This is a genomic window from Paraburkholderia eburnea, assembly GCF_002917095.1.
In the GTDB taxonomy this organism is placed as follows: Bacteria; Pseudomonadota; Gammaproteobacteria; order Burkholderiales; family Burkholderiaceae; genus Paraburkholderia; species Paraburkholderia eburnea.
Genome location: NZ_PQGA01000031.1, coordinates 1 through 22496 on the forward strand (window position 1 = coordinate 1; position 22496 = coordinate 22496).

The 22496-nt window shown below is 65.8% G+C and carries 19 protein-coding genes; 8 read left to right on the forward strand and 11 right to left on the reverse strand.

The window, feature by feature from the left end; translation table 11 throughout:
- The 3 genes from B0G62_RS29415 to B0G62_RS29425 all read right to left on the reverse strand — a co-directional run.
- Positions 1-254: NAD(P)/FAD-dependent oxidoreductase (locus B0G62_RS29415; protein WP_146055382.1), on the reverse strand; the 254-nt coding region annotated here is incomplete at its 3' end.
- A 58-nt stretch (positions 255-312) separates the two neighbouring features.
- Complete coding sequence (locus B0G62_RS29420; protein WP_103707691.1) at positions 313-2103, reverse strand: acyl-CoA dehydrogenase; 1791 nt, start codon at positions 2101-2103, stop codon at positions 313-315.
- Positions 2104-2369: 266 nt separating this feature from the next.
- A complete protein-coding gene (locus B0G62_RS29425; RefSeq protein ID WP_103707692.1) occupies positions 2370-3374 on the reverse strand; it encodes an AraC family transcriptional regulator in 1005 nt (334 codons plus the stop codon).
- Between the two features lie 277 nt (positions 3375-3651).
- Here B0G62_RS29425 and B0G62_RS29430 point away from each other — a divergent pair, with 277 nt between their 5' ends.
- The 3 genes from B0G62_RS29430 to B0G62_RS29440 all read left to right on the forward strand — a co-directional run bounded on the left by B0G62_RS29430 (position 3652) and on the right by B0G62_RS29440 (position 6197).
- Positions 3652-4167, forward strand: a complete 516-nt coding sequence (locus B0G62_RS29430; protein ID WP_103707693.1) for a DUF6622 family protein — start codon at positions 3652-3654, stop codon at positions 4165-4167.
- 88 nt (positions 4168-4255) lie between these two features.
- Positions 4256-5374, forward strand: a complete 1119-nt coding sequence (locus B0G62_RS29435) for a sensor histidine kinase (RefSeq protein WP_103707694.1) — start codon at positions 4256-4258, stop codon at positions 5372-5374.
- 13 nt (positions 5375-5387) lie between these two features.
- On the forward strand, positions 5388-6197 hold the full coding sequence (locus tag B0G62_RS29440; RefSeq protein ID WP_103707695.1) for a LytR/AlgR family response regulator transcription factor: 810 nt from the start codon (positions 5388-5390) through the stop codon (positions 6195-6197).
- Positions 6198-6232: 35 nt separating this feature from the next.
- Here the strand turns inward: B0G62_RS29440 and B0G62_RS29445 are convergent, their stop codons facing one another.
- The 3 genes from B0G62_RS29445 to otnI all read right to left on the reverse strand — a co-directional run bounded on the left by B0G62_RS29445 (position 6233) and on the right by otnI (position 9019).
- Positions 6233-7165 carry an SMP-30/gluconolactonase/LRE family protein gene (locus B0G62_RS29445; protein ID WP_103707696.1) on the reverse strand — a complete coding sequence of 311 codons (933 nt, stop codon included), beginning with the start codon at positions 7163-7165 and terminating at the stop codon, positions 6233-6235.
- Positions 7162-8163, reverse strand: coding sequence for a D-erythronate dehydrogenase (gene denD / locus B0G62_RS29450; RefSeq protein WP_103707697.1), 1002 nt, complete (start codon positions 8161-8163; stop codon positions 7162-7164). The genes B0G62_RS29445 and denD overlap by 4 nt, the downstream gene beginning before the upstream one ends.
- A 67-nt stretch (positions 8164-8230) precedes the next feature.
- Positions 8231-9019, reverse strand: a complete 789-nt coding sequence (gene otnI / locus B0G62_RS29455) for a 2-oxo-tetronate isomerase (RefSeq protein WP_103707698.1) — start codon at positions 9017-9019, stop codon at positions 8231-8233.
- A gap of 595 nt (positions 9020-9614) precedes the next feature.
- Between otnI and B0G62_RS29465 the strand changes: the two genes are divergently transcribed.
- The 4 genes from B0G62_RS29465 (at position 9615) to B0G62_RS29480 (ending at position 14617) form a co-directional block, all read left to right on the forward strand.
- Positions 9615-10907 carry an ROK family transcriptional regulator gene (locus B0G62_RS29465; RefSeq protein WP_103707699.1) on the forward strand — a complete coding sequence of 431 codons (1293 nt, stop codon included), beginning with the start codon at positions 9615-9617 and terminating at the stop codon, positions 10905-10907.
- Positions 10894-12447, forward strand: a complete 1554-nt coding sequence (locus B0G62_RS29470; RefSeq protein ID WP_103707700.1) for a sugar ABC transporter ATP-binding protein — start codon at positions 10894-10896, stop codon at positions 12445-12447. Before B0G62_RS29465 ends, B0G62_RS29470 begins: the two co-directional genes overlap by 14 nt.
- Positions 12448-12508: 61 nt before the next feature.
- Positions 12509-13570: an ABC transporter permease subunit gene (locus B0G62_RS29475; RefSeq protein ID WP_103707701.1), complete on the forward strand. Its 1062-nt coding sequence runs from the start codon at positions 12509-12511 to the stop codon at positions 13568-13570.
- A gap of 102 nt (positions 13571-13672) precedes the next feature.
- Positions 13673-14617, forward strand: a complete 945-nt coding sequence (locus B0G62_RS29480) for an ABC transporter substrate-binding protein (protein ID WP_103707702.1) — start codon at positions 13673-13675, stop codon at positions 14615-14617.
- Positions 14618-14675: 58 nt separating this feature from the next.
- Here B0G62_RS29480 and B0G62_RS29485 read toward each other — a convergent pair whose 3' ends face one another.
- From B0G62_RS29485 to B0G62_RS29505, 5 genes are all read right to left on the reverse strand, one after another.
- On the reverse strand, positions 14676-15635 hold the full coding sequence (locus B0G62_RS29485; protein ID WP_103707703.1) for a sulfonate ABC transporter substrate-binding protein: 960 nt from the start codon (positions 15633-15635) through the stop codon (positions 14676-14678).
- Positions 15636-15801: 166 nt separating this feature from the next.
- Entirely contained in the window at positions 15802-17664 is a 1863-nt protein-coding gene (locus tag B0G62_RS29490; RefSeq protein ID WP_244193430.1) for a sensor domain-containing diguanylate cyclase, read from the reverse strand.
- Positions 17665-17804: 140 nt separating this feature from the next.
- Positions 17805-18842 carry a transporter gene (locus B0G62_RS29495; protein WP_103707704.1) on the reverse strand — a complete coding sequence of 346 codons (1038 nt, stop codon included), beginning with the start codon at positions 18840-18842 and terminating at the stop codon, positions 17805-17807.
- Between the two features lie 139 nt (positions 18843-18981).
- Positions 18982-19422, reverse strand: a complete 441-nt coding sequence (locus B0G62_RS29500; RefSeq protein ID WP_227473247.1) for a cupin domain-containing protein — start codon at positions 19420-19422, stop codon at positions 18982-18984.
- A gap of 83 nt (positions 19423-19505) precedes the next feature.
- Complete coding sequence (locus B0G62_RS29505; RefSeq protein ID WP_103707705.1) at positions 19506-20321, reverse strand: AraC family transcriptional regulator; 816 nt, start codon at positions 20319-20321, stop codon at positions 19506-19508.
- 288 nt (positions 20322-20609) lie between these two features.
- Between B0G62_RS29505 and B0G62_RS29510 the strand changes: the two genes are divergently transcribed.
- Positions 20610-22418, forward strand: a complete 1809-nt coding sequence (locus B0G62_RS29510; protein WP_244193431.1) for a trypsin-like peptidase domain-containing protein — start codon at positions 20610-20612, stop codon at positions 22416-22418.
- The last annotated feature ends 78 nt before the right edge of the window (positions 22419-22496 follow it).

A 22496-nucleotide genomic window follows, 5' to 3' on the forward strand; every position in this document is an offset into this window, starting at 1 on the left:
GGAAAGAGTTCGGTGATCGCGCGCGGATCCATGACCGCGCCCGAGAGGATATGCGCCCCGATTTCAGAGCCTTTTTCCAGCACGCACACGCCGATTTCGGCGCCCTTTTCGGCGGCAAGCTGCTTCAAGCGGATCGCCGCCGACAAACCAGCCGGACCACCACCGACGATCACCACGTCGTATTCCATCGATTCGCGTGGGCCGTATTGCGCGATCCAATCGTTTGCGTCTGCGTTTGCTTTATTCGCATTCATGCTGTGTCTCCCCCATCTACCGGAGCGCGGCCCGTATCGGGCCGCGGCTCCAGCACAATCAGAACTGCTCTTCGGCGAGCGCGAGCACGCCTTCATCGCCGCGCGCGGCCAGCACCGCCGTCGCGAGGCCGCCGGCCTGCGAAAGCACATGCTCGGCGTAGAACTGCGCCATCGCGATCTTCGCGCCATAGAACGCAGGATCGTCGGCGAGATTGCGTTGCGCCGCCAGCAGCGCGCGTGCCATCTGCCAGCCGCACAGCACGATGCCCGCGAGCTTCAGATAAGGCACACTGCCGACGAACACCGCATTCGGATCGCGCTTGACGTTTTCCAGCACGAAATCCACCACGCGCGACAGCGCCTGCGCACCCTGTTCGAGCTGCGTGCGCACCGATGCCGCCGCCGCGCCGTCGGCGTGGCTCAGCGCCGCGATGGTCTGCGCCACGTCGTCGAGCAGCGCCTTCGCCACCGCGCCGCCGTCGCGCGCGGTCTTGCGGCCGATCAGGTCGTTCGCCTGGATCGCCGTGGTGCCTTCGTAGATCGCGAGAATGCGCGCGTCGCGATAGTGCTGGGCCGCGCCGGTTTCCTCGATGAAACCCATGCCGCCATGCACCTGCACGCCCAGACTCGTGACGTCGTTGGCCATCTCCGTGCTCCAGCCCTTCACGATCGGCACGAGGAATTCGTAGATCGCCTGATGACGCGCGCGCACCGCTTCGTCGGCGTGGCGATGCGCGATATCGGCATGGGCCGCCGCAGCGTAAGCAAGCGCGCGCGCGCCTTCGGTCATCGAGCGCATGGTCGCGAGCATACGGCGCACGTCCGGGTGATGCACGATCGTCACGGACTGTTTGGCGGAGCCATCGACGGGGCGGCTTTGCACGCGCTCCTTCGCGTAGGCCACGGCCTGCTGGTAAGCGCGCTCGGCGATCGCCACGCCCTGCGTGCCCACGCCGAAGCGCGCCGCATTCATCATGATGAACATGTATTCGAGGCCGCGATTCTCTTCGCCGATCAGATAGCCGATCGCGCCGCCGTTGTCGCCGTATTGCAGCACCGCCGTCGGGCTGGCCTTGATGCCGAGCTTGTGCTCGATCGACACGCAATGCACGTCGTTGCGCGCGCCCAGCGTGCCGTCTTCGTTGATGAGGAATTTCGGCACGATGAAGAGCGAGATGCCCTTCACGCCTTCGGGTGCGTTCGGCACGCGCGCCAGCACGAGATGGACGATGTTTTCGGCCATGTCGTGTTCGCCCCAGGTGATGAAGATCTTGGTGCCGAACACCTTGTACGAGCCGTCCGCCTGCGGCTCGGCGCGCGAGCGGACCAGCGCGAGGTCGGAACCGGCCTGCGGCTCGGTCAGGTTCATCGTGCCGGTCCATTCGCCCGAGATGAGCTTCGGCACATAGCGCTGTTTCTGGTCTTCGGTGCCGGCCGTGAGCAGCGCCTCGATCGCGCCGTCGGTGAGCAGCGGGCACAGCGCGAACGACAGGTTCGCCGCGTTGAGCATTTCATTGCATGGCGTGCCGATCAGCTTGGGCAGACCCTGGCCGCCGTATTCGGTCGGATGTTGCAAACCTTGCCAGCCGCCTTCGGCGAATTGCGCAAACGCGGCCTTGAAGCCCGGCGTTGCCGTGACTTCGCCGTCGCGCCAGCTGCTAGGCACGCGGTCGCCCTCTACGTTCAGCGGGGCGAGCACTTCGCCGCTGAGCTTCGCGGCTTCTTCCAGCACCGCCTGGGCGGTCTCGAAGCCGGCATCTTCGTAGCCGGGCAGCGCGGCGACATCGTCGATGCCGGCCAGCTCTTTCAGTACGAACAGCATGTCCTTGACGGGGGCAGTAAAGCTCATGGCGAACCTTTCAATCACGCGATGGATCAGGGAAGCCCTGCTGCTGTGCGGCTGCGTCGCGACGTTTTGGCGGACGCACCGGCCGATGCAGCAAGGTCAATGTCCGGCCAATCGTAGCGGCAAAGGGGCTGCGCCGGACTGTCCAAACCGGCCCATCTAGTGACAAATCTGGCCACGTTCTGCCTGACGAGCGCCTGAATAAAAGGGTAACCAGGGTTGAACCTGGTGTCTTGCACGCCCAACCCACCCGCAAGGGTGGTTGCGCATCAATCGCGGCCGCGGTAAGTGCCGGGCGTGCTGCCGGTCCAGTGCCGGAAGGCGCGATGAAAGGCGCTGGGATCGTCGAAGCCGATGTCGGCGCCGATGGCCGCGATCGTGTCCTGAGTGTCGGTCAGGCGCTGGATCGCCACGTCGCGGCGCAATTCGTCCTTGAGCGCCTGGAACGACGTGTCCTCCGACGCGAGCCGTCTGCACAAGGTACGCACCGAGCAATGCAAATGGTCCGAGGCCGCCTCGATGGTCGGCAGATCGGGCAGCGTGCTCGCCAGGTACTGGCGCACCTGATGGCTCACCAGTTGCTCGCTGAACGATTCGAAGATCCAGTCGCCGGGCGAGCGCGCCAGAAACTGGCGCAGATTGCGCTTGCTCTGCCGGATCGGCATGTCGAGATACGCCGCGCTGAAGCGAAACAGCGCCGTCTCGCAGCCAAAACGCACCGGGCCGGAAAAGAAGTAGCGATGATCGTGCGCGTGCGCCGGGCGCTCGCAGGCCAGATCGACCTGAAGAAACGGAATCTTCTGGCCGATCAGCCAGGACGACACGCCATGCGCGAGCTTGAGCATCAGCTCCTGCCCCAAAGGACTGATCGGCCCAAAGGCGGGATGCGGGCGTAGCTCCACTTGCGCAAGCAACGCACTGCGCCGCGATTCGAGGCGAAAGTCGTCGAGCACGATATGGAAGAACTGGCCGAAGCGATGCAGCGCGGTCTCCAGGTTGCGCGCGTCCAGCAGGCTCAGGCAGAGAAACTTGAGCGTGCCGCTGCGAAACGGCCGGCTGAAGACGCCCGGCATTTCGTCGTCCAGCTCGATCGCCAGCATACGGTAGAGCGTGGAGAACTGCTCCTCGGTCACGCGCGCGCCGGGTTCGTTCAGCAGTTCCCCGGGGATGCCCGCCTCCGCCAGATAGCGCTCCACCACTTCGGGCCGCGCACCGGCGGCGGCAAGAAATCCGAGTACGAGCGAAATAGGAACGGTAGAGCCGGGAAGTTGCATGCCTGAAAAATGCGGGAGAAGTCCGGAAAGAGCGCCTGCGCGCGACACCGCATCATACGCTCGCGCGTCGCCTTGACCGAGTGTGGGCGCACCGGCGTCTGGCGTTATCGCACCCTAATAGGGCGGCGCACTTCACGCCTTCAGGACGGCGTTTCGCGACGCCGGCCGCCCGTCCGTCGCAATCGCCTCGCGCAACGCCCGGCGCGGCCCGACCATGAGCGGCATAGAAACATCGCTTGCTCAGTAGCCCAACCCGCATACCACGGAGGTCGTCGCCATGTATGCCAACCTGATTCAACACACGCCCCACTGGGTCTGGGGCGCGCTCATCGCCCTGATCGTCCTCGGCGTACGCCAAAGCGTGCCGAGCCGACGCTCGCTGCGCAGCGCCACCTCGCTACCGCTTGTCATGACCGTGTTCTCGCTTTACAGCGTGGCTTCGGATTTCGCGCATCAACCGCTCGCGCTCGCGGCCTGGGCGCTGGGAGCCGGCGCCGTGTTTTGCGTGATGACGACGCAAGACACATGGCGCGGCGTGCGCTGGTCGGCGGCACAGCAATGCCTGATCGTGCCGGGCAGCTGGTTGCCGCTCGCGCTTTATCTGGGTCTTTTCTGCGCGAAATTCGCGATAGGGGCGACGCTCGCGATGCATCCCGCCAGCGTGGACAATGTGAATTTCGCCTGCCTCACCGGGCTTGCCTACGGCGCGTTCAGCGGCGTGTTCCTCTCGCGCGGCTATGCGATGTGGCGCATCGCCCGCGACGTGCTCGCACAGGACGCCGCGCTCCGATAAGCAGCAGGCCTGGCGCTACAATCCGCTCATGCCGGGACCACCGGCGCGCCGCGCCCCCTCTCGTAGAGCACCGACTCCGGACTGCGACATGCCACCCTACCGCAACGCGCTCGCCTGGCTCTGGCGCGAAGTTCGCATCGCGATTCCCATCGGCGCGATCAGCACCGTGTTCTTCGGCACGCTTGCGCACGAGACGTTCGTGTCGAATCTCAAATACTCCTTCAGCATCACGCTATGCATCCAGGCGCTGATCGAAGCGGGCCGCTACGGACTCGCGGCGCTTGTTCAGCGCCAATCCGCCACCGTTGCCGATACAGCCAACCCAGCCGATGCAGCCGCCGTCCAGCGCACATGGCCGGGCTGGAAACTGATGACGCCGTGGCTCGTGTTCTCGGTGGTGGTCGGCTACTTCGCGGGCCATGCGCTCGGTGACCGGCTCACGGGCGTGCACCGCGATCCGCTCGCGTTCTTTCGCGGCGACACCGGGCTGTTGCCGACCTTCGGCCCATCGTTCGCGCTGGCCCTCGGCTGCACCTGGTTCTTCTACGCGCGCGGCCAGCTCGCGACGATGCAGGCCCGCACCGAAACGGCGCTGCGCGCGGCCGCCGAGAATCAGTTGCGGCTGCTCGTCTCGCAACTCGAACCGCATATGCTGTTCAACACGCTTGCGAACCTGCGCGTGCTGATCGGCAGCGATCCGCCCCGCGCACAGGCAATGCTCGATCATCTGAACGGCTTCCTGCGCGCGACGCTCGATGCCTCGCGCTCGGACGCGCACGCGCTCACGGCGGAATTCGCGCGCGTGCGCGACTATCTCGAACTGATGCAGGTGCGTATGGGTCCACGGCTGCGCGCCACGCTCGACCTGCCCGACGCGCTGGGCGCGCTGCCGGTGCCGCCGCTGCTGCTGCAGCCACTGGTGGAAAACGCGCTCAAGCACGGCCTGGAGCCGAACATCGCGGGCGGCGCAATCGAAGTCGCCGCCCGCCGCGAAGGCGCGACGCTGATCCTGAGCGTGCGCGACACGGGCGCTGGCCTGCACGCGTCGCCCGCTGACGGCACACGCTTCGGCCTGCGCCAGGTGCGCGAGCGGCTGGCCGCGCTCTACGGCCACGCCGCACAGCTCACGCTGACCGAGCCCGACGACGGCCGCGGCGGCGCGCTCGCCATCGTGCGGCTGCCAATCGCCGGGTCCACCCCAATCTAAGCGCGAGACGACCATGCAAGCCACCGCCCTGATCGCCGAAGACGAACCCCTGCTGGCCGCCCATCTGCAAGCCGAGTTGCAACGGCTCTGGCCCGAACTGCGCGTCGTGGCGACGGTGGGCGACGGGGCGTCGGCCGTGCGCGAGAGCCTTGCGCTCGGCCCCGACATCGTGTTTCTCGACATCCGCATGCCGGGCATGAATGGGCTGGACGCCGCGCAAGCACTCGCCGAGGACTGGCCCGATGGCGCTACCGCCGGTGCGCCGCCGCTCATCGTATTCGTCACGGCCTACGACGAGTACGCCGTGCGCGCGTTCGAGCGTGCCGCGCTCGACTATGTACTCAAGCCGGTGCAGACGGAACGGCTTGCGCGCACCTGCGAGCGGCTTCAGGCAGCGCTGGCGCGACGCGGCGCCGGGCCGGACAAGCTGGAACCGCTGGTGGAACAACTTCGCGGCCTGCTCGGCATCGCGAACGAAGGAGCCGCGCCTGGCACGGAACCGCTGCGCATGATCCAGGCGAGCGCGGGCAACACGATCACGATGATTCCCGTCGATGACGTGCTGTATTTCGAATCCGCCGACAAATACGTGCGTGTCGTCACGACGGAGCGCGAGCACCTGATCCGCCTGTCGTTGCGAGATCTGCTGCAACGGCTCGATGCGCAGGCGTTCTGGCAGATCCATCGCGGCACGGTCGTGCGCGCCCAGGCGATCGCGAGCGCCTCGCGCGACGAGGCCGGCAAGCTCACGCTGCGGCTGCACGGCCATGAAGCGCGGCTCGTGGTAAGCCGGCTTTATGCGGATCGATTCAAGGGGATGTGAAAGTGCTGGTAAGACCTGCCCGGCTTCAAGCACATTTACCGTCGCGCGCCAGAAGCGCCACGCACGCCCACGTAGACCGAGTAAACCGACGACGTCGCGGTAATGAAAAGCCGGTTGCGGTTAAGGCCGCCGAACGTGAGGTTCGACACCACTTCCGGCAGCAGGATCTTGCCGAGCAGTTCGCCCTGCGGCGAATAGCAGTGCACGCCGTCCTCGGCGCTGGTCCAGACGTTGCCGTGTTCGTCCACGCGAAAGCCGTCCGGCACGCCGCTCGACATTTCGATGAACACGCGGCCATTGCGCAAAGTACGCGGCGCGCCACCCTCGACGTCGAACACGCGGATATGGCGCGGCCCGCCCTCCACGTGCGACGCGCCCGAATCGGCGATATACAGCCGCGACTCGTCGGGCGAAAACGCCAGGCCGTTTGGCTTCACGAAATCGTCCGCCACGCGGCGCACTTCGTACTGACCGTCCTCGCCGCGCGCGAGCGCATAGACGTGGCAGCCGCCGATCTCGCCTTCGGCGCGAAAGCCCTCGTAGTCGCTCATGATCCCGTAGTCGGGATCGGAGAACCAGATCGTGCCCTGCGTATCGACAATCAGATCGTTCGGCGAGTTGAAGCGCCGGCCCTGGTAGTGGGACGCCAGCACCACCACACTGCCGTCGTGTTCCGTGCGCGAGATGCAGCGCCGGCCGTGCTCGCAACTCACGAGCCGGCCTTCGTTGTCGCGCGTGTTGCCATTGCTGAAATTCGCGTTGGCGCGGAACACGCCCACGCCCATGCCAGGCGCCCAGCGCATCATGCGGTTGTTCGGAATGTCGCTCCACACGAGCATATCCGCCGCCGGAAAGTACGCCGGCCCTTCGGTCCAGAGGCAACCGTCGGCGATCTTTTCCAGCGGCGCGTTCGCCTGAATCAGCGAGCGAAAGCGCGCGTCGTGCACTTCGTAGTCGTTTCGGTTCATGCGCGCTTTTTTTCCGCCCAGGGCAATTCGTCTTCCACGTAGACCTTGACGATGGCATGGAACGACGCGTCGCCCGTAAAGCCCAGCTTCTTCGCTCGCGCATCGTTCCAGCGCGCCGGCCAACTGCTGACGATGCGCTCGATCACCTCGTCGGGCGCCCAGTCCACGCGCGCCACCGCCTTCGCGCCGCCGAACTTGCTCAGTTCCTCGATCATTTCATCGACGGTCGTGGAGACGCCCGGCAGATTGACGATGCGCCGCGTGCCCAGCGCCTCCCCTTCGATCTCGCTGGCCGTCACGAGGCATTGCACCGCCTTGCGCGGCGACAGCAGCCAGATAGCGGTGGCGCCGCTCACCGGGCACACCGCGGTCTCGCCGTTGAGCGCCTCGCGCACGATGCCGCTTGCGAACGACGATGCCGCGCCGCTCGGGCGTCCCGGCCGCACGGCGACAGTCGGCAGCCGCAGCACGCGGCCATCGACGAAACCGCGCCGCGAATAATCGCCGATCAGCAGTTCGGCCATCGCCTTCTGCACGCCATACGACGACTGCGGATCGAGCGCGGTATCGTCCTGCACTTCTTCGGGCAGATCGCCGCCATAGACCGCCACCGAACTCGTGAACACGAGGCGCGGACAATGCCCGCGCGCGCGGCAGACTTCGAGCAGCGCGCGCGTGCCGTCGAGGTTGATATGCAAGCCGAGATCGAACTCGGCTTCGGCCTCCGCGCTCAGGATCGCGGCCAGATGGAAAACCACGGCCGTGTCCGTATCGATCAGGCGCTCCAGCAGCGCGCGATCCGCGACATCGCCGGTTTCGACGCGCACGCGCGCATCGTCAGGCGCCTGCGCGGGCGTCGTGTCTAGCAGCACCAGCTCGGTGATCGGCTCGGGCGCGCCGCCATTGCCCACCGTCTTGCGCAACGCGCCGCGCGCGAGCAGATCGCGCGCAAGACGTTGCCCCAGAAACCCCGCACCACCGGTAATCAGCACTTTCATGTTCGATTGCTCCGTTCATGCCTGTGGGAACTGCGACGACTGAAGCCGACCTGCGCGCAGAAAAAAGTCAGCCGCGCGCGGGCAGCCAAGGCCTGATCCAGCCGAGACCCGCCGACGCCGTCGTGCGCGGACGGTACTCGCAGCCGATCCAGCCGGTATAGCCGAGCGCATCGATGCGCTCGAACAGCCAGGGATAGTTGAGCTCGCCACGATCGGGTTCGTGACGCTCCGGCACGCCGGCGATCTGGATATGGCCGATGCCCGCCATATCGCGTTCGAGCTTCACGCTGAGATCGCCTTCGACGATCTGGCAGTGATAGCAGTCGAACTGCACCTGGATATTGGACACGCCGATCTCCTTGCAGACGGCGTGCGCGTCATCCTGGCGGTTGAGCAGATAACCGGGCATGTCGCGCGTGTTGATCGGCTCGATCAGGATCGTGACGCCGTCGGCCTGGGCAGCCTGCGCCGCGAAGGCGAGATTGCGCAGATACGTTTCGCGCTGCGCCGCGCGCGCATCCGGCGATGCGACGATGCCCGCCATGACATGCAGCTTGCGATTGCCGAGCACGCGCGCGTAGGCGAGCGCCTGATCGATGCCGCGGCGGAATTCGTCTTCGCGGCCCGGCAACGAGGCGATACCGCGCTCGCCCGCGGCCCAGTCGCCCGGCGGGGCGTTGAACAGCACTTGCGCGAGACCCGCGGCATCGAGCCGCGCCTTCAACGCTTCGGGCGCGTGCTCGTAGGGAAACAGATATTCGACCGCCTCGAAACCATCACGCGCCGCCGCCGCGAAACGGTCTAAAAACGCGTGCTCGGTGTACATCATGGACAGATTGGCGGCAAAACGAGGCATCGAAAACTCCAGGGACGAACGAGATCACTATATTGGCAGTCAATCACTCTAAAAGCGATTCTAAAAGCGCCCCCGAACACAAGCATCCGCGATAACCCTGAGACCGGTAACACGCGCGCACTGCCCGCCATGGCCGCGTGCAGGCGGGCGTGGCGGAGACCGCACTTCGACTTGATTTCATTGCGCGATACGACCGCCTGGAGAACAAAAAATTGTCGGCTGAATCCTCCATGCACTCACAGCAATCGATATTTATTTCGAAAGCTCATTTGCGCGTGCGTTTCTATCATCCTTCTATCGCAACGGAATAACCCATCGTCCATACACACCGGAGCGCCGTAAGGCATCGAAGATGCTGTATGCGCATCTGGGCAGCGTGCCTGCGCTCAATGCGTATAGCTTGTCGTTTCGCGATGGCTGAGCGCCATGGGTACCGAGGGCGGCATCGCTATCGATTCTTCGCGCGGGTCAATCGCCGGGATTTCCCCAGGCTGACATACGACGCTTTCCGGCATTAAATAAATCAACTTGATTTATTTAGTCGCCCACGCGGTCGAAAGACCTGAAAGACAGGCGACGCCCCCGGAGGAGACGCGTGAGAAGTCCGCATGTGGGTCAGGGCAGCAATTCCGCCAATGTCCGCCGCTTCAACGAGCGCCTGCTGCTGCAGGCGCTGCGGCGCGCCGGCGAGGCGTCGAAGGCCGATCTCGCCCGCCTTGCGAATCTCACCAGCACGGCGGTCGGCAGCATCATCACGTCGCTGATGCAAAGCGGCCTGATCGAGTTGAGCGGACGGCGCCTCGACGGCGGACGCGGCCAGCCCGCCTCGCTGCTGCGGCTTTCGCCGCGCGGCGCGTTCGCGATCGGCGTGCGCCTGGACCGGACCAACATCGAAACCGTACTCGTGAACTTCGCGGGCCAGATGATCGCGCGCCGTTCGCACGACATGCTGCTGCCCCAACCCGCGCAAGCCCAGGAAATCGTCCAGCACGACATCCGCGAACTATCAGGACTACTGGATAAAGAGGAGCGCAAGCGTCTGGCGGGCATCGGCGTGGCGCAGCCGTACAACCTCGGCAGCTGGCTGCGCGAGCTGGGCCTGCCCAGCGACAACTTCCGCGTCTGGAGCGAAGTCGATTTCGCGGGCGAACTGGGTCATGCACTCGGACTGCCCGTGTTCAGCGAGAACGACGGCAACGCCGCCGCCATCGCCGAAATCTTCTACGGCTGCGGGCGTCAGCGCGACGACTTCCTGTACCTCTTTCTGGGGCCTGCGATTGGCGGCGGCATTGCCGTCGGCGGCGACTGCGTGCGCGGCCTGACGGGCAACGCGGGCGATTTCGCCGTGATGCCGGTGCCCCCCAGCACCCTGCCCTCGGCGTATCAGCCCGACGGCAAGTGGGACATCCTGCTCTCGCGCGCCTCGCTGATCGCGCTGCGCCGACACCTGCAATATCGCGGCGCGCGCGTCGAAAGCCGCGCCGATATCGAAGGCCACATCGCCGGCGGCCATCCGGCCGTCGAAGAGTGGCTCGACGACTGCATCGACGCGCTCGCGCCCGCGCTGCGCTCGGCGCTGTGCGTGCTCGACGTGCCCGCCGTGGTGCTCGACGCCGACGTGGACGCGGGCCTCATCGACACGCTGATGGAACGTCTGCGCTGGGCCGTCGCGGCCACCGCACCGGAGGCGCGCGGCACGCCCGAACTGGTGCGCGGCACCTTCGGCCCCGATGCGGGCGCGCTCGGCGCGGCCACGCTGCCCATGTTCTTCAACTTTTCGCCGCGGGCGGGCATCTTGATGGGCGCCGCCGCCACGATGCAGACAACATCGCAGAACCTAATGCAAATGCAGGCGCAAGCCCAGGAGGTGAGCCATGTCGCGCTCTGAGTCGACGCCCCCGCTGCTGGAAATGCGGGGCATCAGCAAGACCTTTCCCGGCGTGCGCGCGCTCGACAACGTGCGCCTGTCGGTCTGGCCCGGCGAGATTCATTCGCTGATGGGCGAGAACGGCGCGGGCAAGTCCACGCTCATGAAGATTCTCTCGGGCGCCTATCAGGCCGATCCCGGCGGCCAGATCCTGCTCGACGGCAAGACCGTTGCGATCGACGGGCCGTTGGCTGCACGCGAACTGGGCGTGGCCGTGATCTATCAGGAACTGAGCCTCGCGCCCAACCTGAGCGTGGCCGAAAATATCTATGCTGGCCGCGAGTTGCGCAAGGGCGGGCGCCGCTTCGGCGTGGTCGATCGCGCGGCGATGGAGCGCGGCTGCGAGGACGTGCTCACGCGTCTGGGCGCGACCTTCGGGCCGACCACGCTGGTGGGTTCGCTGTCGATCGCCGAACGCCAGTTGGTGGAAATCGCCCGCGCCGTGCACACCGAAGCGCGCATCATCGTGATGGACGAACCGACCACACCGCTCTCCTCGCGCGAAACGGAGCGTCTTTTCAAGCTGATCCTGCAATTGCGCGAGGAAGGTCTCGCGATCATCTACATCAGCCATCGCATGGCCGAAATTTACGAACTGTCCGATCGCGTATCGGTGCTGCGCGACGGCAGTTATGTCGGCACGCTGATGCGCGAGGAACTCAGCGCGGAAAGCCTCGTCGGCATGATGGTGGGCCGCGATATTTCGGGGTTCTACAAAAAGGCGCACGCGCCCTACGATCCGGGCAAGCTCGTGCTCACCGTGCGCGATGTCGCCGACGACAGGCGCGTGCGCGGTTGCAGCCTCGACCTGCATGCAGGCGAAGTGCTCGGCATCGCGGGGCTCGTGGGCGCGGGCCGTACCGAACTCGCACGCCTGATTTTCGGCGCGGAGCCGCGCGCACGCGGCGACATCGCCATCGACGGGCGCACGCTCGCCGTGCATACGCCGCGCGACGCCATCGATGCAGGTCTCGTCTATCTGACCGAGGACCGCAAGCACCAGGGCCTCTTTCTCGACATGAGCGTGCGCGACAACATCAACGTGGCCGTGGCGGGACGCGATGCGCGCTTCGGCGTGCTCGATCTCGCACGCGGCTCGGCGCGCGCGAAGGATTCGATCCGCGCGCTGTCGATTCGCGTGCCCAGCCCGCGCGTGAACGTAGGTGCGCTTTCGGGCGGCAATCAGCAAAAGGTCCTGCTCTCGCGCCTGCTGGAAACGAAGCCGCGCGTGCTGATCCTCGACGAGCCGACCCGTGGCGTCGATATCGGCGCGAAGTCGGAGATCTACCGCATCATCAACGACCTGGCCAAAACCGGCGTGGGCATCATCGTGATTTCGAGCGAACTGCCCGAGATCATCGGCGTGGCCGACCGTGTGCTCGTCATGCGCGAAGGTGAATTCGCCGGAGAACTGGGCGGCTATACCGGCAAGCCCATCAGCCAGGAGGCCATCATCGAACTCGCCACCGGCTCGCAGGGCACGCTGGACGAAGCCGCCTGAAGCGCCAGTCAAAAGCACACAAAAACGCGTCCGTCGAAGAGATATTGAGGAGCACGACATCATGAAAAGCATTCTTCCCCGCCACGGCGTCGCGGCCACCCCCGCCGATGCCGCACAGGGCACCCAGGGCACCCAACAGCAAGCGCAGCAGGCGCGCCAGGCCATCGACGGCCATCGCGCGCGCATGAAATCCCTCATGCGCACGGCGGGCATGCTGCCGGTGCTGGTGCTCCTGTGCATCGGTTTTGGACTGCTGAACGACGGCTTCTTCACCTTCGAGAATCTGTCGATCGTGACACAGCAGGCCTCGATCAATATCGTGCTGGCCGCCGGCATGACCTTCGTGATTCTCACGGGCGGCATCGATCTTTCGGTAGGCTCGATTCTCGCCGCTGCCGCCGTCGCGGCCATGCTGGGGTCCACCATCGTGGGCATGGGCTGGCTGGGCATTCCGGCCGCGCTGGGCGTGGGTCTGGGCTTCGGCGTCATCAACGGCGCGCTGATTTCGCTGCTGCGTCTGCCGCCCTTCATCGTCACGCTCGGCTCGCTCACGGCAGTGCGCGGCATCGCGCGGCTGATGGGCCACGACACCACGATCTTCAATCCGCAACTCTCGTTCGCGTTTATCGGCAATGGCTCGGTGCTCGGCGTGCCCTGGCTCGTGATCATCGCGCTCGTGGTGGTGGCGGCTTCGTGGTTCGTGCTGCGCCGTACCGTGCTGGGCCTGCATATCTATTCGGTGGGCGGCAATCCCGAAGCGGCGCGCCTCTCGGGCATCAAGGTGTGGGCGATCGAAATGTTCGTCTACGCGGTGTCGGGCCTCCTCGCGGGGCTGGGCGCCGTGATGTCGGCCGCGCGGCTCTATGCGGCCAACGGCCTGCAACTGGGTCAATCGTACGAACTCGACGCCATCGCGGCCGTGATTCTCGGCGGCACGAGCTTCGTGGGCGGCGTGGGCTCGATCATCGGCACGCTGATCGGCGCGCTCATCATCGCGGTGCTCACCAACGGCCTCGTGCTGCTGGGCGTATCGGACATCTGGCAATACATCATCAAGGGGCTGGTGATCGTCGGCGCCGTGGCGCTCGACCGCTATCGCCAGCGCGGCTCGGCTCGCACCTGATCCGCTTCGACACAACACGCGACATTAAAACCGCGGGCGCAAGCGGTCCTCCTGCGCCCGTCCTGCACGACACACTAACAGGACCTCTCTGGAGACAAGTTCATGTTCAAGAAAAAAACGCTGCTCGCCGCTGCCGCTCTGACGATGGGATTCGCGCTCCAGGGCGCACATGCCGCCGACAAGCAATTGAAGTCGATCGGCGTCACCGTGGGTTCGCTTGGCAATCCTTACTTCGTGACGATCGTGCAGGGCGCCGAAGCCAAGGCCAAACAGATCAACCCGAACGCCAGAGTCACGGCCGTGTCCGCCGACTACGACCTGAACAAACAGTTCACGCAGATCGACAACTTCATTTCGGCGCACGTGGACATGATCCTGCTGAACGCCTCCGATCCCAAGGCGATCGAGCCGGCCGTGCGCAAGGCGCGCGCAGCCGGCATCGTGGTGGTCGCCGTGGACGTGAGCGCGGCGGGCGCCGACGCCACTGTGCAGACCGACAACGTGAAGGCCGGGGAGATCTCGTGCGACTACCTCGCGAAGAAGATCAACGGCAAGGGTAACGTGATCATCGAGAACGGCCCGCAGGTGTCGGCCGTGATCGATCGCGTGAACGGCTGCAAGCAGGTGCTCGCGAAGTCGCCGGGCATCAAGGTCCTCTCCGACGATCAGGACGGCAAAGGCTCGCGCGAAGGCGGCATGAACGCGATGCAGGGTTATCTCACGCGCTTCCCGCAAGTGGCCGGCGTGTTCACCATCAACGACCCGCAGGCCGTGGGCAGCGACCTGGCCGCGAAGCAACTGCATCGAAGCAACATCGTGATTACGTCGGTGGACGGCGCGCCCGATATCGAATCGGCGCTCAAGACCGATACGCTGGTGCAGGCATCGGCGAGCCAGGACCCGTGGAAGATGGCGCAGACGGCCGTGACGGTAGGCTACGACATCATGAACGGCAAAAAGCCCGCCAATCCGCTGATCCAGATGACGCCGCAACTCGTCACGCGCGACAACGTCGGCAGCTATAAGGGCTGGTCGTCGCAGCATTGATCGCGACGCGGGGCGGGCTTTAAGCAAAAAGGGCGGCTTTTAAAGCCGCCCTTTCCATTTACGCAAGCACCGCGTCCTTCGTCGTCACCCGGCGCGGGATGATCTTGAGATCGTAGAACGTATCGGCGATCTTCTGCTGCTCCGCGATTACGCCCGCGTCGATCGGCCGATACTCGTGCGCGTAGTGCGAAAGACCGATCTGGATCGTGGCCGCATCCAACCCCTGAATCGGCGCGAGTTTCGCGGCCGCCGCCGCCGTGTTCGCGCGCACCCACTGCCCCGTCTTGCCGAGTTCGTCGAGCGCGACGTTGATCGCGTCCTTGCGCTTGATGGCGAATTCGCGCTGGCTCAGGAAGAACTGGTGATGGCTCGCCACGCCGCTCGCGTCCGCCAGCAGGCGTGCGCCGTCCTGCGACTCCACAGCGGCGAGGAACGGGTCCCACACCGCCCACGCGTCGATGGAACCGCTTTGCAGCGCCGCGCGCGCGTCGGCGGGCGCGAGGTAGACGGGCTGGATATCGGTCAGCGCAATGCCGTGCTTTTGCAGCAGCGCGACGAGGAACCAGTGCACGTCCGAGCCGCGATTCAGGCCGATTTTCTTGCCCTTCAGGTCGGCCACCGATTTGATCGGCGACTGCTTCCCGACCACCACGCCTTCCGCGTGCGGCGTCGGCAACTCATAGGCCGTGTAGACGAAATCCGCGCCCGCGGCCTGCGCGAACACGGGCGGCGCTTCGCCGACGTAGCCGAAATCGATCGCGCCCACATTGAGCCCTTCGAGCAGTTGCGGGCCCGCCGGGAATTCGGTCCACGAGACCTTGATGCCTTGCGGAGCGAGACGCTTTTCGAGCGTTCCGCTGGCCTTGAGCAGCACGAGCGTGCTCGCGGCTTTTTGATAGCCGATGCGGAACTGGTCGGGCTGATATTTGGCCCATGCGGGCAGCGCGGCGCCGGCCAGCGTGGCGCCAAGCGCAGCGAGTACCGTGCGGCGGCGTTGGAAGCGGATATCGTTTTTCATGACGTAGCGTGACAAGGCAAATGAAGGTGCAAAAAATGCTACCTGTCACGCTGCATGAGCAGAAGTAACGAATCGCGCTAAGCAAATGACGCTGCAGGGATAGCCGTTTCGACGCTAATGCGTCAATCGCGTCATGAATGCGCGAGCCGCTTCAAGGAAACCAGGCTCAAACGCACTCGACACGATTGCGTCCGCCTTTTTTCGCGCGATAAAGCGCGACGTCGCTGCGCGAGAGCGTGATCTCGGCGCTGCTGTCATCGGCGCGAATCTGCGTCAGGCCGATGCTGACCGTGAGCACCACGGGACCGGCTTCAGCGCGCAACGGCGCCTGGGCGAAGCATTCCTGGATGCGGCGCGCAACCGTACTGGCGCCGTCGAGATCCGCGCCGCCCAGCAGAATCGCGAACTCTTCGCCGCCGATGCGCCCCGCCACATCGCCCACGCGCAGATGGTTGCGCAGGATCGACGCGAAATGACGCAAGGCTTCGTCGCCGACCGCATGGCCGAAGCGGTCGTTGATCGATTTGAAGTGGTCGAGGTCGCACATCATCAGCGTGCACTCGGGGCCGCCCGAGCGTCGCAGCAACACCAACTGCGCGTCGAGACGGGCCATGAAATGCCGCCGGTTCGCAAGGCGCGTGAGGCCGTCGGTCATGGCGAACTCCTGCAGCTCGGCCTCGATGCGCTTGCGCTCGGTGACGTCGGTGATGAAGCCGTGCCAGACCGTCGCGCCGTCGCTGCGCCGCTGCGGCCGGGCATCGCCCTGACGCCAGCGCAGCCCTTGCTGCGGCAGACGCACGCGATACTCCAGATGCCAGGGCGCGAGCGTGGCCGCCGATTCCGCGAACGAAGCGCGGTAGGCGTCGATATCGTCGGGATGGATCAGCGCGTCGATGCCGGCGGCGTCGCGCGCGACCTGCTCGGGCGTGAGTTCGTAAATCTCGCCGATACCCGCGCTCGCATAGGGAAACGAAGTGTGCCCGTCCGGCGCGCGGCGGCACTGGAACACCAGACCCGGCACTTCATTGGTGAGATTGGTAACGAGAACGACCGATTCGCGCATGCGCTCCGCCATCTCGCGCATCGAGGTCACGTCGGTCGAGGTGCCCACCATGCGCAGCGCGTGGCCATCGTGATCGCGCGCGATGACCTTGCCGCGGCTGCAGATCCACTTGTAGCTGCCGTCCTTGCAACGGATGCGGTGCTCGACTTCGTACTGGTCGGTGCGGCCTTCGAAATGCGCCTTCATGGTCGCCTGAACGTAGGCGAGATCCTCGGGATGCAGGCGCTGGTAGCTGTCCTCGATACGGTTGGTGACTTCGTCGTCGGCGTAGCCGAGCATCGCCTTCCAGCCCGTCGAGTAGCGGATCTCGCCCGTCGCCACGTTGCGGTCCCAGATGCCGGTGCCGCTGCCCGCGATCGCCAGCGCAAGCAGGCGTTCGCGCTCGCGCAACGAATCGAGTTCCGCGCGCAGGTTCGATCCGGTGCGGCTCGTCTCGCGCGGATCGTCCGGTGCAGCCACGAGGGCGGCGATCACCCGCGCGAAATCGTCGAGGCTCTCGCGCTGCGCCGCCGACAACTCGCGCGGCGCGGGATCGAGCAGGCACAGACTGCCCAGCGCGTCGCCGTTGGCGCGTGTCAGCGGCCACGCCGCCACGAAGCGCAGTGGCAGCGCGCTCGCGCGCGACAAACACGCCTGCCATGTGGGGTCTGATCCGAGATCGTTGATGACGAGCGGCTCGGCCATCCTTTCATTGGCATTACCGGAATCTCGCACGTTCGTGCGCTTGAGTTCCAGCAGCGCCTCGCGCAATGGCGCATCGACGCCCGCGCCGAGCCATTCGTGCCCCTGCACCGCGTCACCCGGCAGCACGCAGGCGAGCGCCACATCGAAGTGTCGCGCCGCGAGCCGCATCAACGCATCCAGCAGCGCATGGGTACTTCCGTCGTTGTGCGCACCACTACCATGCGCCACCGCAGTGGCAGGCGGCGCAAGCGCGGCTTCGGCAGGCGACGGAGTGGCAGGCATGGCGCTGGCTCGGGCTGGGGAATCGAGCGGCTAGTATATAGCGCGTGAAATTAACCGCAACGCATGAGCCGATAACAGACAAATCGCTCAAAAAATCGCTTGCATCGGGCGCTAATTCAAGGCTGGTGGAATCAGCCGTGCTAACGATCCATCGGCCTGCGCAGGCGAAACACCCACCAGCCGAGCAGCACGGTAAAACCGGCCACGAGCGCCACCATCAGCCAGAAGCCGTGATGGTTTTCGGCAAGCGGAATGCCGCCCACGTTCATGCCGAAAAAACCCGCCACGATATTGATCGGCAAAGCCAGCACCGTCACCAGCGTGAGCGTGAAAAGCGTACGGTTGTTCTGTTCTTCGAGACGCGCGCCCATCTCTTCCTGCAGCAGTTTGATCCGCTCGACAAGGCCCGCCATATCGCCGAGCACGAGCGTGAACTCCTCGGTCGTTTCGCGCAGATCCTGCATGTCGGCGCTCTGCAGCCAGCGCGGCGGCCGCGCGAGCAGGCGGAACACGGCGCCAGGCTCCGGCGCGAGCATGCGTTGCAGACGCACCAGAATACGCCGCATCGCGGCGAGATCGTGACGGCTGCCCAGACGGCGCGAGGCGAGGAACTGGTCTTCGGCGCGATCGACGTCCACGCTCGTGCGACGCACGATTTCCACCATCAGATCGGCCTGATCGCGCAGCAGGTGAATCAGCAGATCGGCGGGCGAGCGGAAGGTCTCGCCGTTGCGCACGTCGCCGCGCAGACGGTCGACGGAGCGCAGCGGCTTCATGCGCGCCGTCACCAGCAAACGTTCGTGCGTATAGGACCAGAGCGTGGCGATCTGCGAGGGCGTGAGTTCGAAATCGAACATCACGTCGTTGACGACGGCGTAGAGCGCGCCATCCACCTGCTCGATGCGCGTGGAGTGCGAGCCTTCCACCAGCATCTCGAAGAAGCTGTCGGGCAGGTCGAGATGCGCGCGCATCCACGAGGCGCTCGCGGCATGGGCGAGATTGAAGTGAAGCCAGTAGAACGCACCGTCCTGGGCTTTATCGTGCTGGCCGCCCTGCAGCGCGGCGAGCACATCTTCGCCCTTGACGGGCTGGCCCGGCTCGCCCGGCATGAAGCGGAATCCGCAAATCAAGCCCGACATGTCGGCGCCGTAGGTTGCAATGGACGAGGCAAGATCCATGGTCGTGTGGCCGTTTAATCGGCGCAAGGATGCCATATCCGCGCTTTTTCAGGCAAGCGCGCGCGTTCATGGGATCGACATGTGATTGTCATCCAGGTGTGCCATGGCCCGACGCAAGCCGCCCCGACTCCCCGCGCAATCAGATCCAGACGTCGTTTGCCTGCGTGCGCTCGCCTTGCGCGCCGTCGCCGGTATTGACCACGCCGCGCGGCTCGATCAGCAGGAGCTGGACTTCGGCAGCCGCGCTGGGCTTGTGCTCGACGCCCTTCGGCACCACGGCCATCTGGCCCGCGCGCACGACGAGAGTTTCATCGCCGTTCGGGCCGCCGCGAATTCCGATGTGCAATTCGCCGTCGAGCACGATGAAGGTTTCGTCGGTATCGGCGTGGCAATGCCAGAGAAAATCGCCCAGCAGTTTCACGACCTTGAACTGGTAGTCGTTCATCTCGGCGACGACGCGCGGCTGCCAGTGTCCTTCGATCTGTCCGATCTTCGCGGCGAAATCGATCGTCCGGGATTGACCGCGCGCGGCGGGCTGCGTGAGTGGCATGGATGGCGTGGATGGCGTGACAATGGACATGGTGGGCTCCGTTCAATCAGTCGATACTGGAGCGTAATCGCGCCCATGCGGCCCGTCTTGAACGATCGTGGCGATTTCGGCGTTCAGCCGCGCGCGACCCGCTGCCAGGCTCCCGGCGTCATACCGAATGCCCTGGTGAAGTGGCGCGTCATATGGCTCTGATCCGCGAAGCCTGCCGCAGCGGCCGCATGGGACAGCGCCGTGCCCGCCAGCAACATGCGCCGCACCGCGTCGAGCCGGCGCATCGTCAGGTAACGGTACGGGCTCGTGCCGTAGAAATGACGGAAATCGCGCGACAGACTCCAGCGGTCGCGCCCTGTCGCCGTTTCCAGTTCTTCGAGCGCGACGGTGCGCGAGCAATGCGCGTGCAGGAATTCGCGCGCCCGGCGTGCTGCGCGATAGTCGCCAACCGGAGCGATTTTGCCCGTGCTGGTGATGGCAGCCAGTGCGTGAACAAGTTCGGTCAGCGCATCGTTCTGCTCGAGCGGTTCGAGCGTATGGCTCATCTGTTGCAGCAATGCCCCGGTTGCCGCCGACAGTCGCGGATCGGTCGTCAGGCCGCCTTCGAGAAACGGTAGTGCGCTGCCGCCCAGCACGTCCTGAAAAAGCGACGGCTGCACGTAGATCATGCGGTACTGAAAACCTTCGCGCGTGCCCGCCTGGCCGTCGTGCGGCTCGTCGGGATGCAGCACGATCGTATGGCCCGGCAGGCTGTCGCACCGTTCGCGCCGGTAGTTGAAGCTCTGCACGCCCGCGAGTGTGCGGCCGATCGCGTAGGTGTCGTGGCGGTGCATCGCGTAGGCTTTGCCGTGGAAATATGCCTCGATGCGCTCGACGCCTTCGATCGGCTCGGCGCGCTCGACCCAGTCGGGGCCTAGGCTGTTGCGGTGTCGGTTCATGAAATCGGCGAATGGAAGACTGGCCGCCAGGCGACCGCTGCCGACGATTGTGGCACGGCGCGTGAAGACACGTCATGCCGATCCGCCGCGCTTAAGGGAACGTAAGGAAAACGCCTTTCCGGCGAGTGCCTGATGGCAATCGCGCCGCCCTTTTTCAACACGAATCCGCCATGCGATGAGGATTTCTGTGCGCTACGGGACAAACCCTCCCCCAACTCGACGCCAGGTGTGACTACACTTATTTTCGTCGGCATCCGCTCGCCGGCAGATGACTCCTGGAGGTGTGCCGTGCCCCGCCTGATCCCAGCCTGCACCTCGCGCCCCGCCGCCGCGCTTGCCGTTCTTCTCGTCGGCACCGTCTGTCTGACCGTCCAGGCCGCCACGCCAACTCAGCCCGCCAAAGCGTCCCAGGCGGAGCAGGCGTCCGACGATTCCGCAGCCGATAAACCCGCCCCGGTCAAGCACGCTGCCGCCTCGCCCGCCGCGATGGCGACGCCGGACTTCTTCTCGCTGGCCGACCGCTACGGGCCGGCCGTCGTGCACGTGATCGCGCGCGGCGCCGACGACCCGTCGGCGCCGCCCGAGCAGGAAGCGATCGACAACGACGATCCGTTCACCGCTTTCTTCAAGCGCACGCCACGACCGCCCGCAAACGGCCAGGCCCAGACGCAAGCCCAGGACCCAGGCCAGAACGCCGGTGGACCGCGCGTGATGACGGGCAGCGGCTCCGGCTTCATCGTGAGCCCGGACGGCGTGGTGCTCACCACCGCGCATGTGGTGGATAACGCGCAGGAAGTGATGGTGCAACTGACCGACAAGCGCGAGTTCAAGGCGGAAGTCGTCGCCGTCGATCCCGTGAGCGACGTCGCCGTGCTGCAGGTCGACGCCCACGATCTGCCGACTGTGAAGCTCGGCGATTCGTCGCAGCTGCGCGCGGGCGAACCGGTGCTCTCGCTCGGCTCGCCGGACAGCTTCCAGAACACGGTGACGACCGGCATCGTCAGCGCAGCTTCCCGCACGCTGCCGGACGGCAACCCGTTTCCGTTCTTCCAGACCAACGTGGCCGTGAACCCCGACAATTCGGGCGGCCCGCTCTTTAACCGCGCGGGCGAGGTGATCGGCATCGACGTGCAGGTCTACGCGGACAGCGACCGCTACAACGGACTGACCTTCGGCATTCCGATCGAGGCGGCAAACAGGTTCCGCGCGCAATTGCAGGCAGCGCGCAAAACCGCCCCGGCCAATCAAGCCGATCAGGCGGACCCGGCCAACGCGGCGGCGCCCGCGCTCACGCGCACCTTCGGCATGCAGGTCGAGGACGTCAGCCCCGGACTCGCGGCGGCGCTCGGCTTGCCGCACGCGGGCGGCGCACTGGTCGACGCCGTCGATGCCGACTCGATCGGCGCGGCGGCCGGCGTAAAGGCCGGCGACGTAATCGTGCAGGTCGGCCAGGAGCCGGTGGACAGCGCGGCGACGCTCGCCACCCGGCTCGCCGCCGTGCCCCCCGCCACGCAGACGCCGCTCAAGGTGATCCGCAACCGTCGGCCGATGCTCACGCGCTTCTCGAACGCGGCGCTCGACGCGAAACCGGTCAGGACCGCGAAGGCGGCGGTCAAGGCCGCCAAGCCGGTGCCGGCCGCTCAACCCGCCCAGCAGGCGCAAGCCGCGGACCAAACCGACCAGGCGGACGCCGCCGATGCGCAGGATGCCGCGCCCGCTCCGCGCGACGCGCGCGCCGTGGCCACCGTCACCGCCGATACCGACGGCGTGGCGGTGACGCGGGTCAGCGCCTCCGCGAAACTGTCGAAGCCTGCAACCGCCCACGCCACGACAGACAGACTCGGCCTCGTCAGCCATGCGCTCAGCGAGGATGAACGCCGTTCCAGCGGCCTGCCGCTCGGCCTGATGGTGGACGCGGCGAGCGGCCCCGCCGCGCGCGCGGGCGTGCGGCCCGGCGACATCGTGCTCTCGCTCAACGACACGCTGATCGAGACGCACGACCAGGCCGTGGCGCTCGAAGCCAAGGCGACGCGCAGCATGGCGCTGCTCATCCAGCGCAATAACGCGCGCAGTTTCGTCGATGTGAAACTGCAATAACGACGTGGCCCGAAAAATCTTCGGGCCACATCTCAATCACGCTGATACAAAGCCGATACAAAGCCGGACGGAATAACT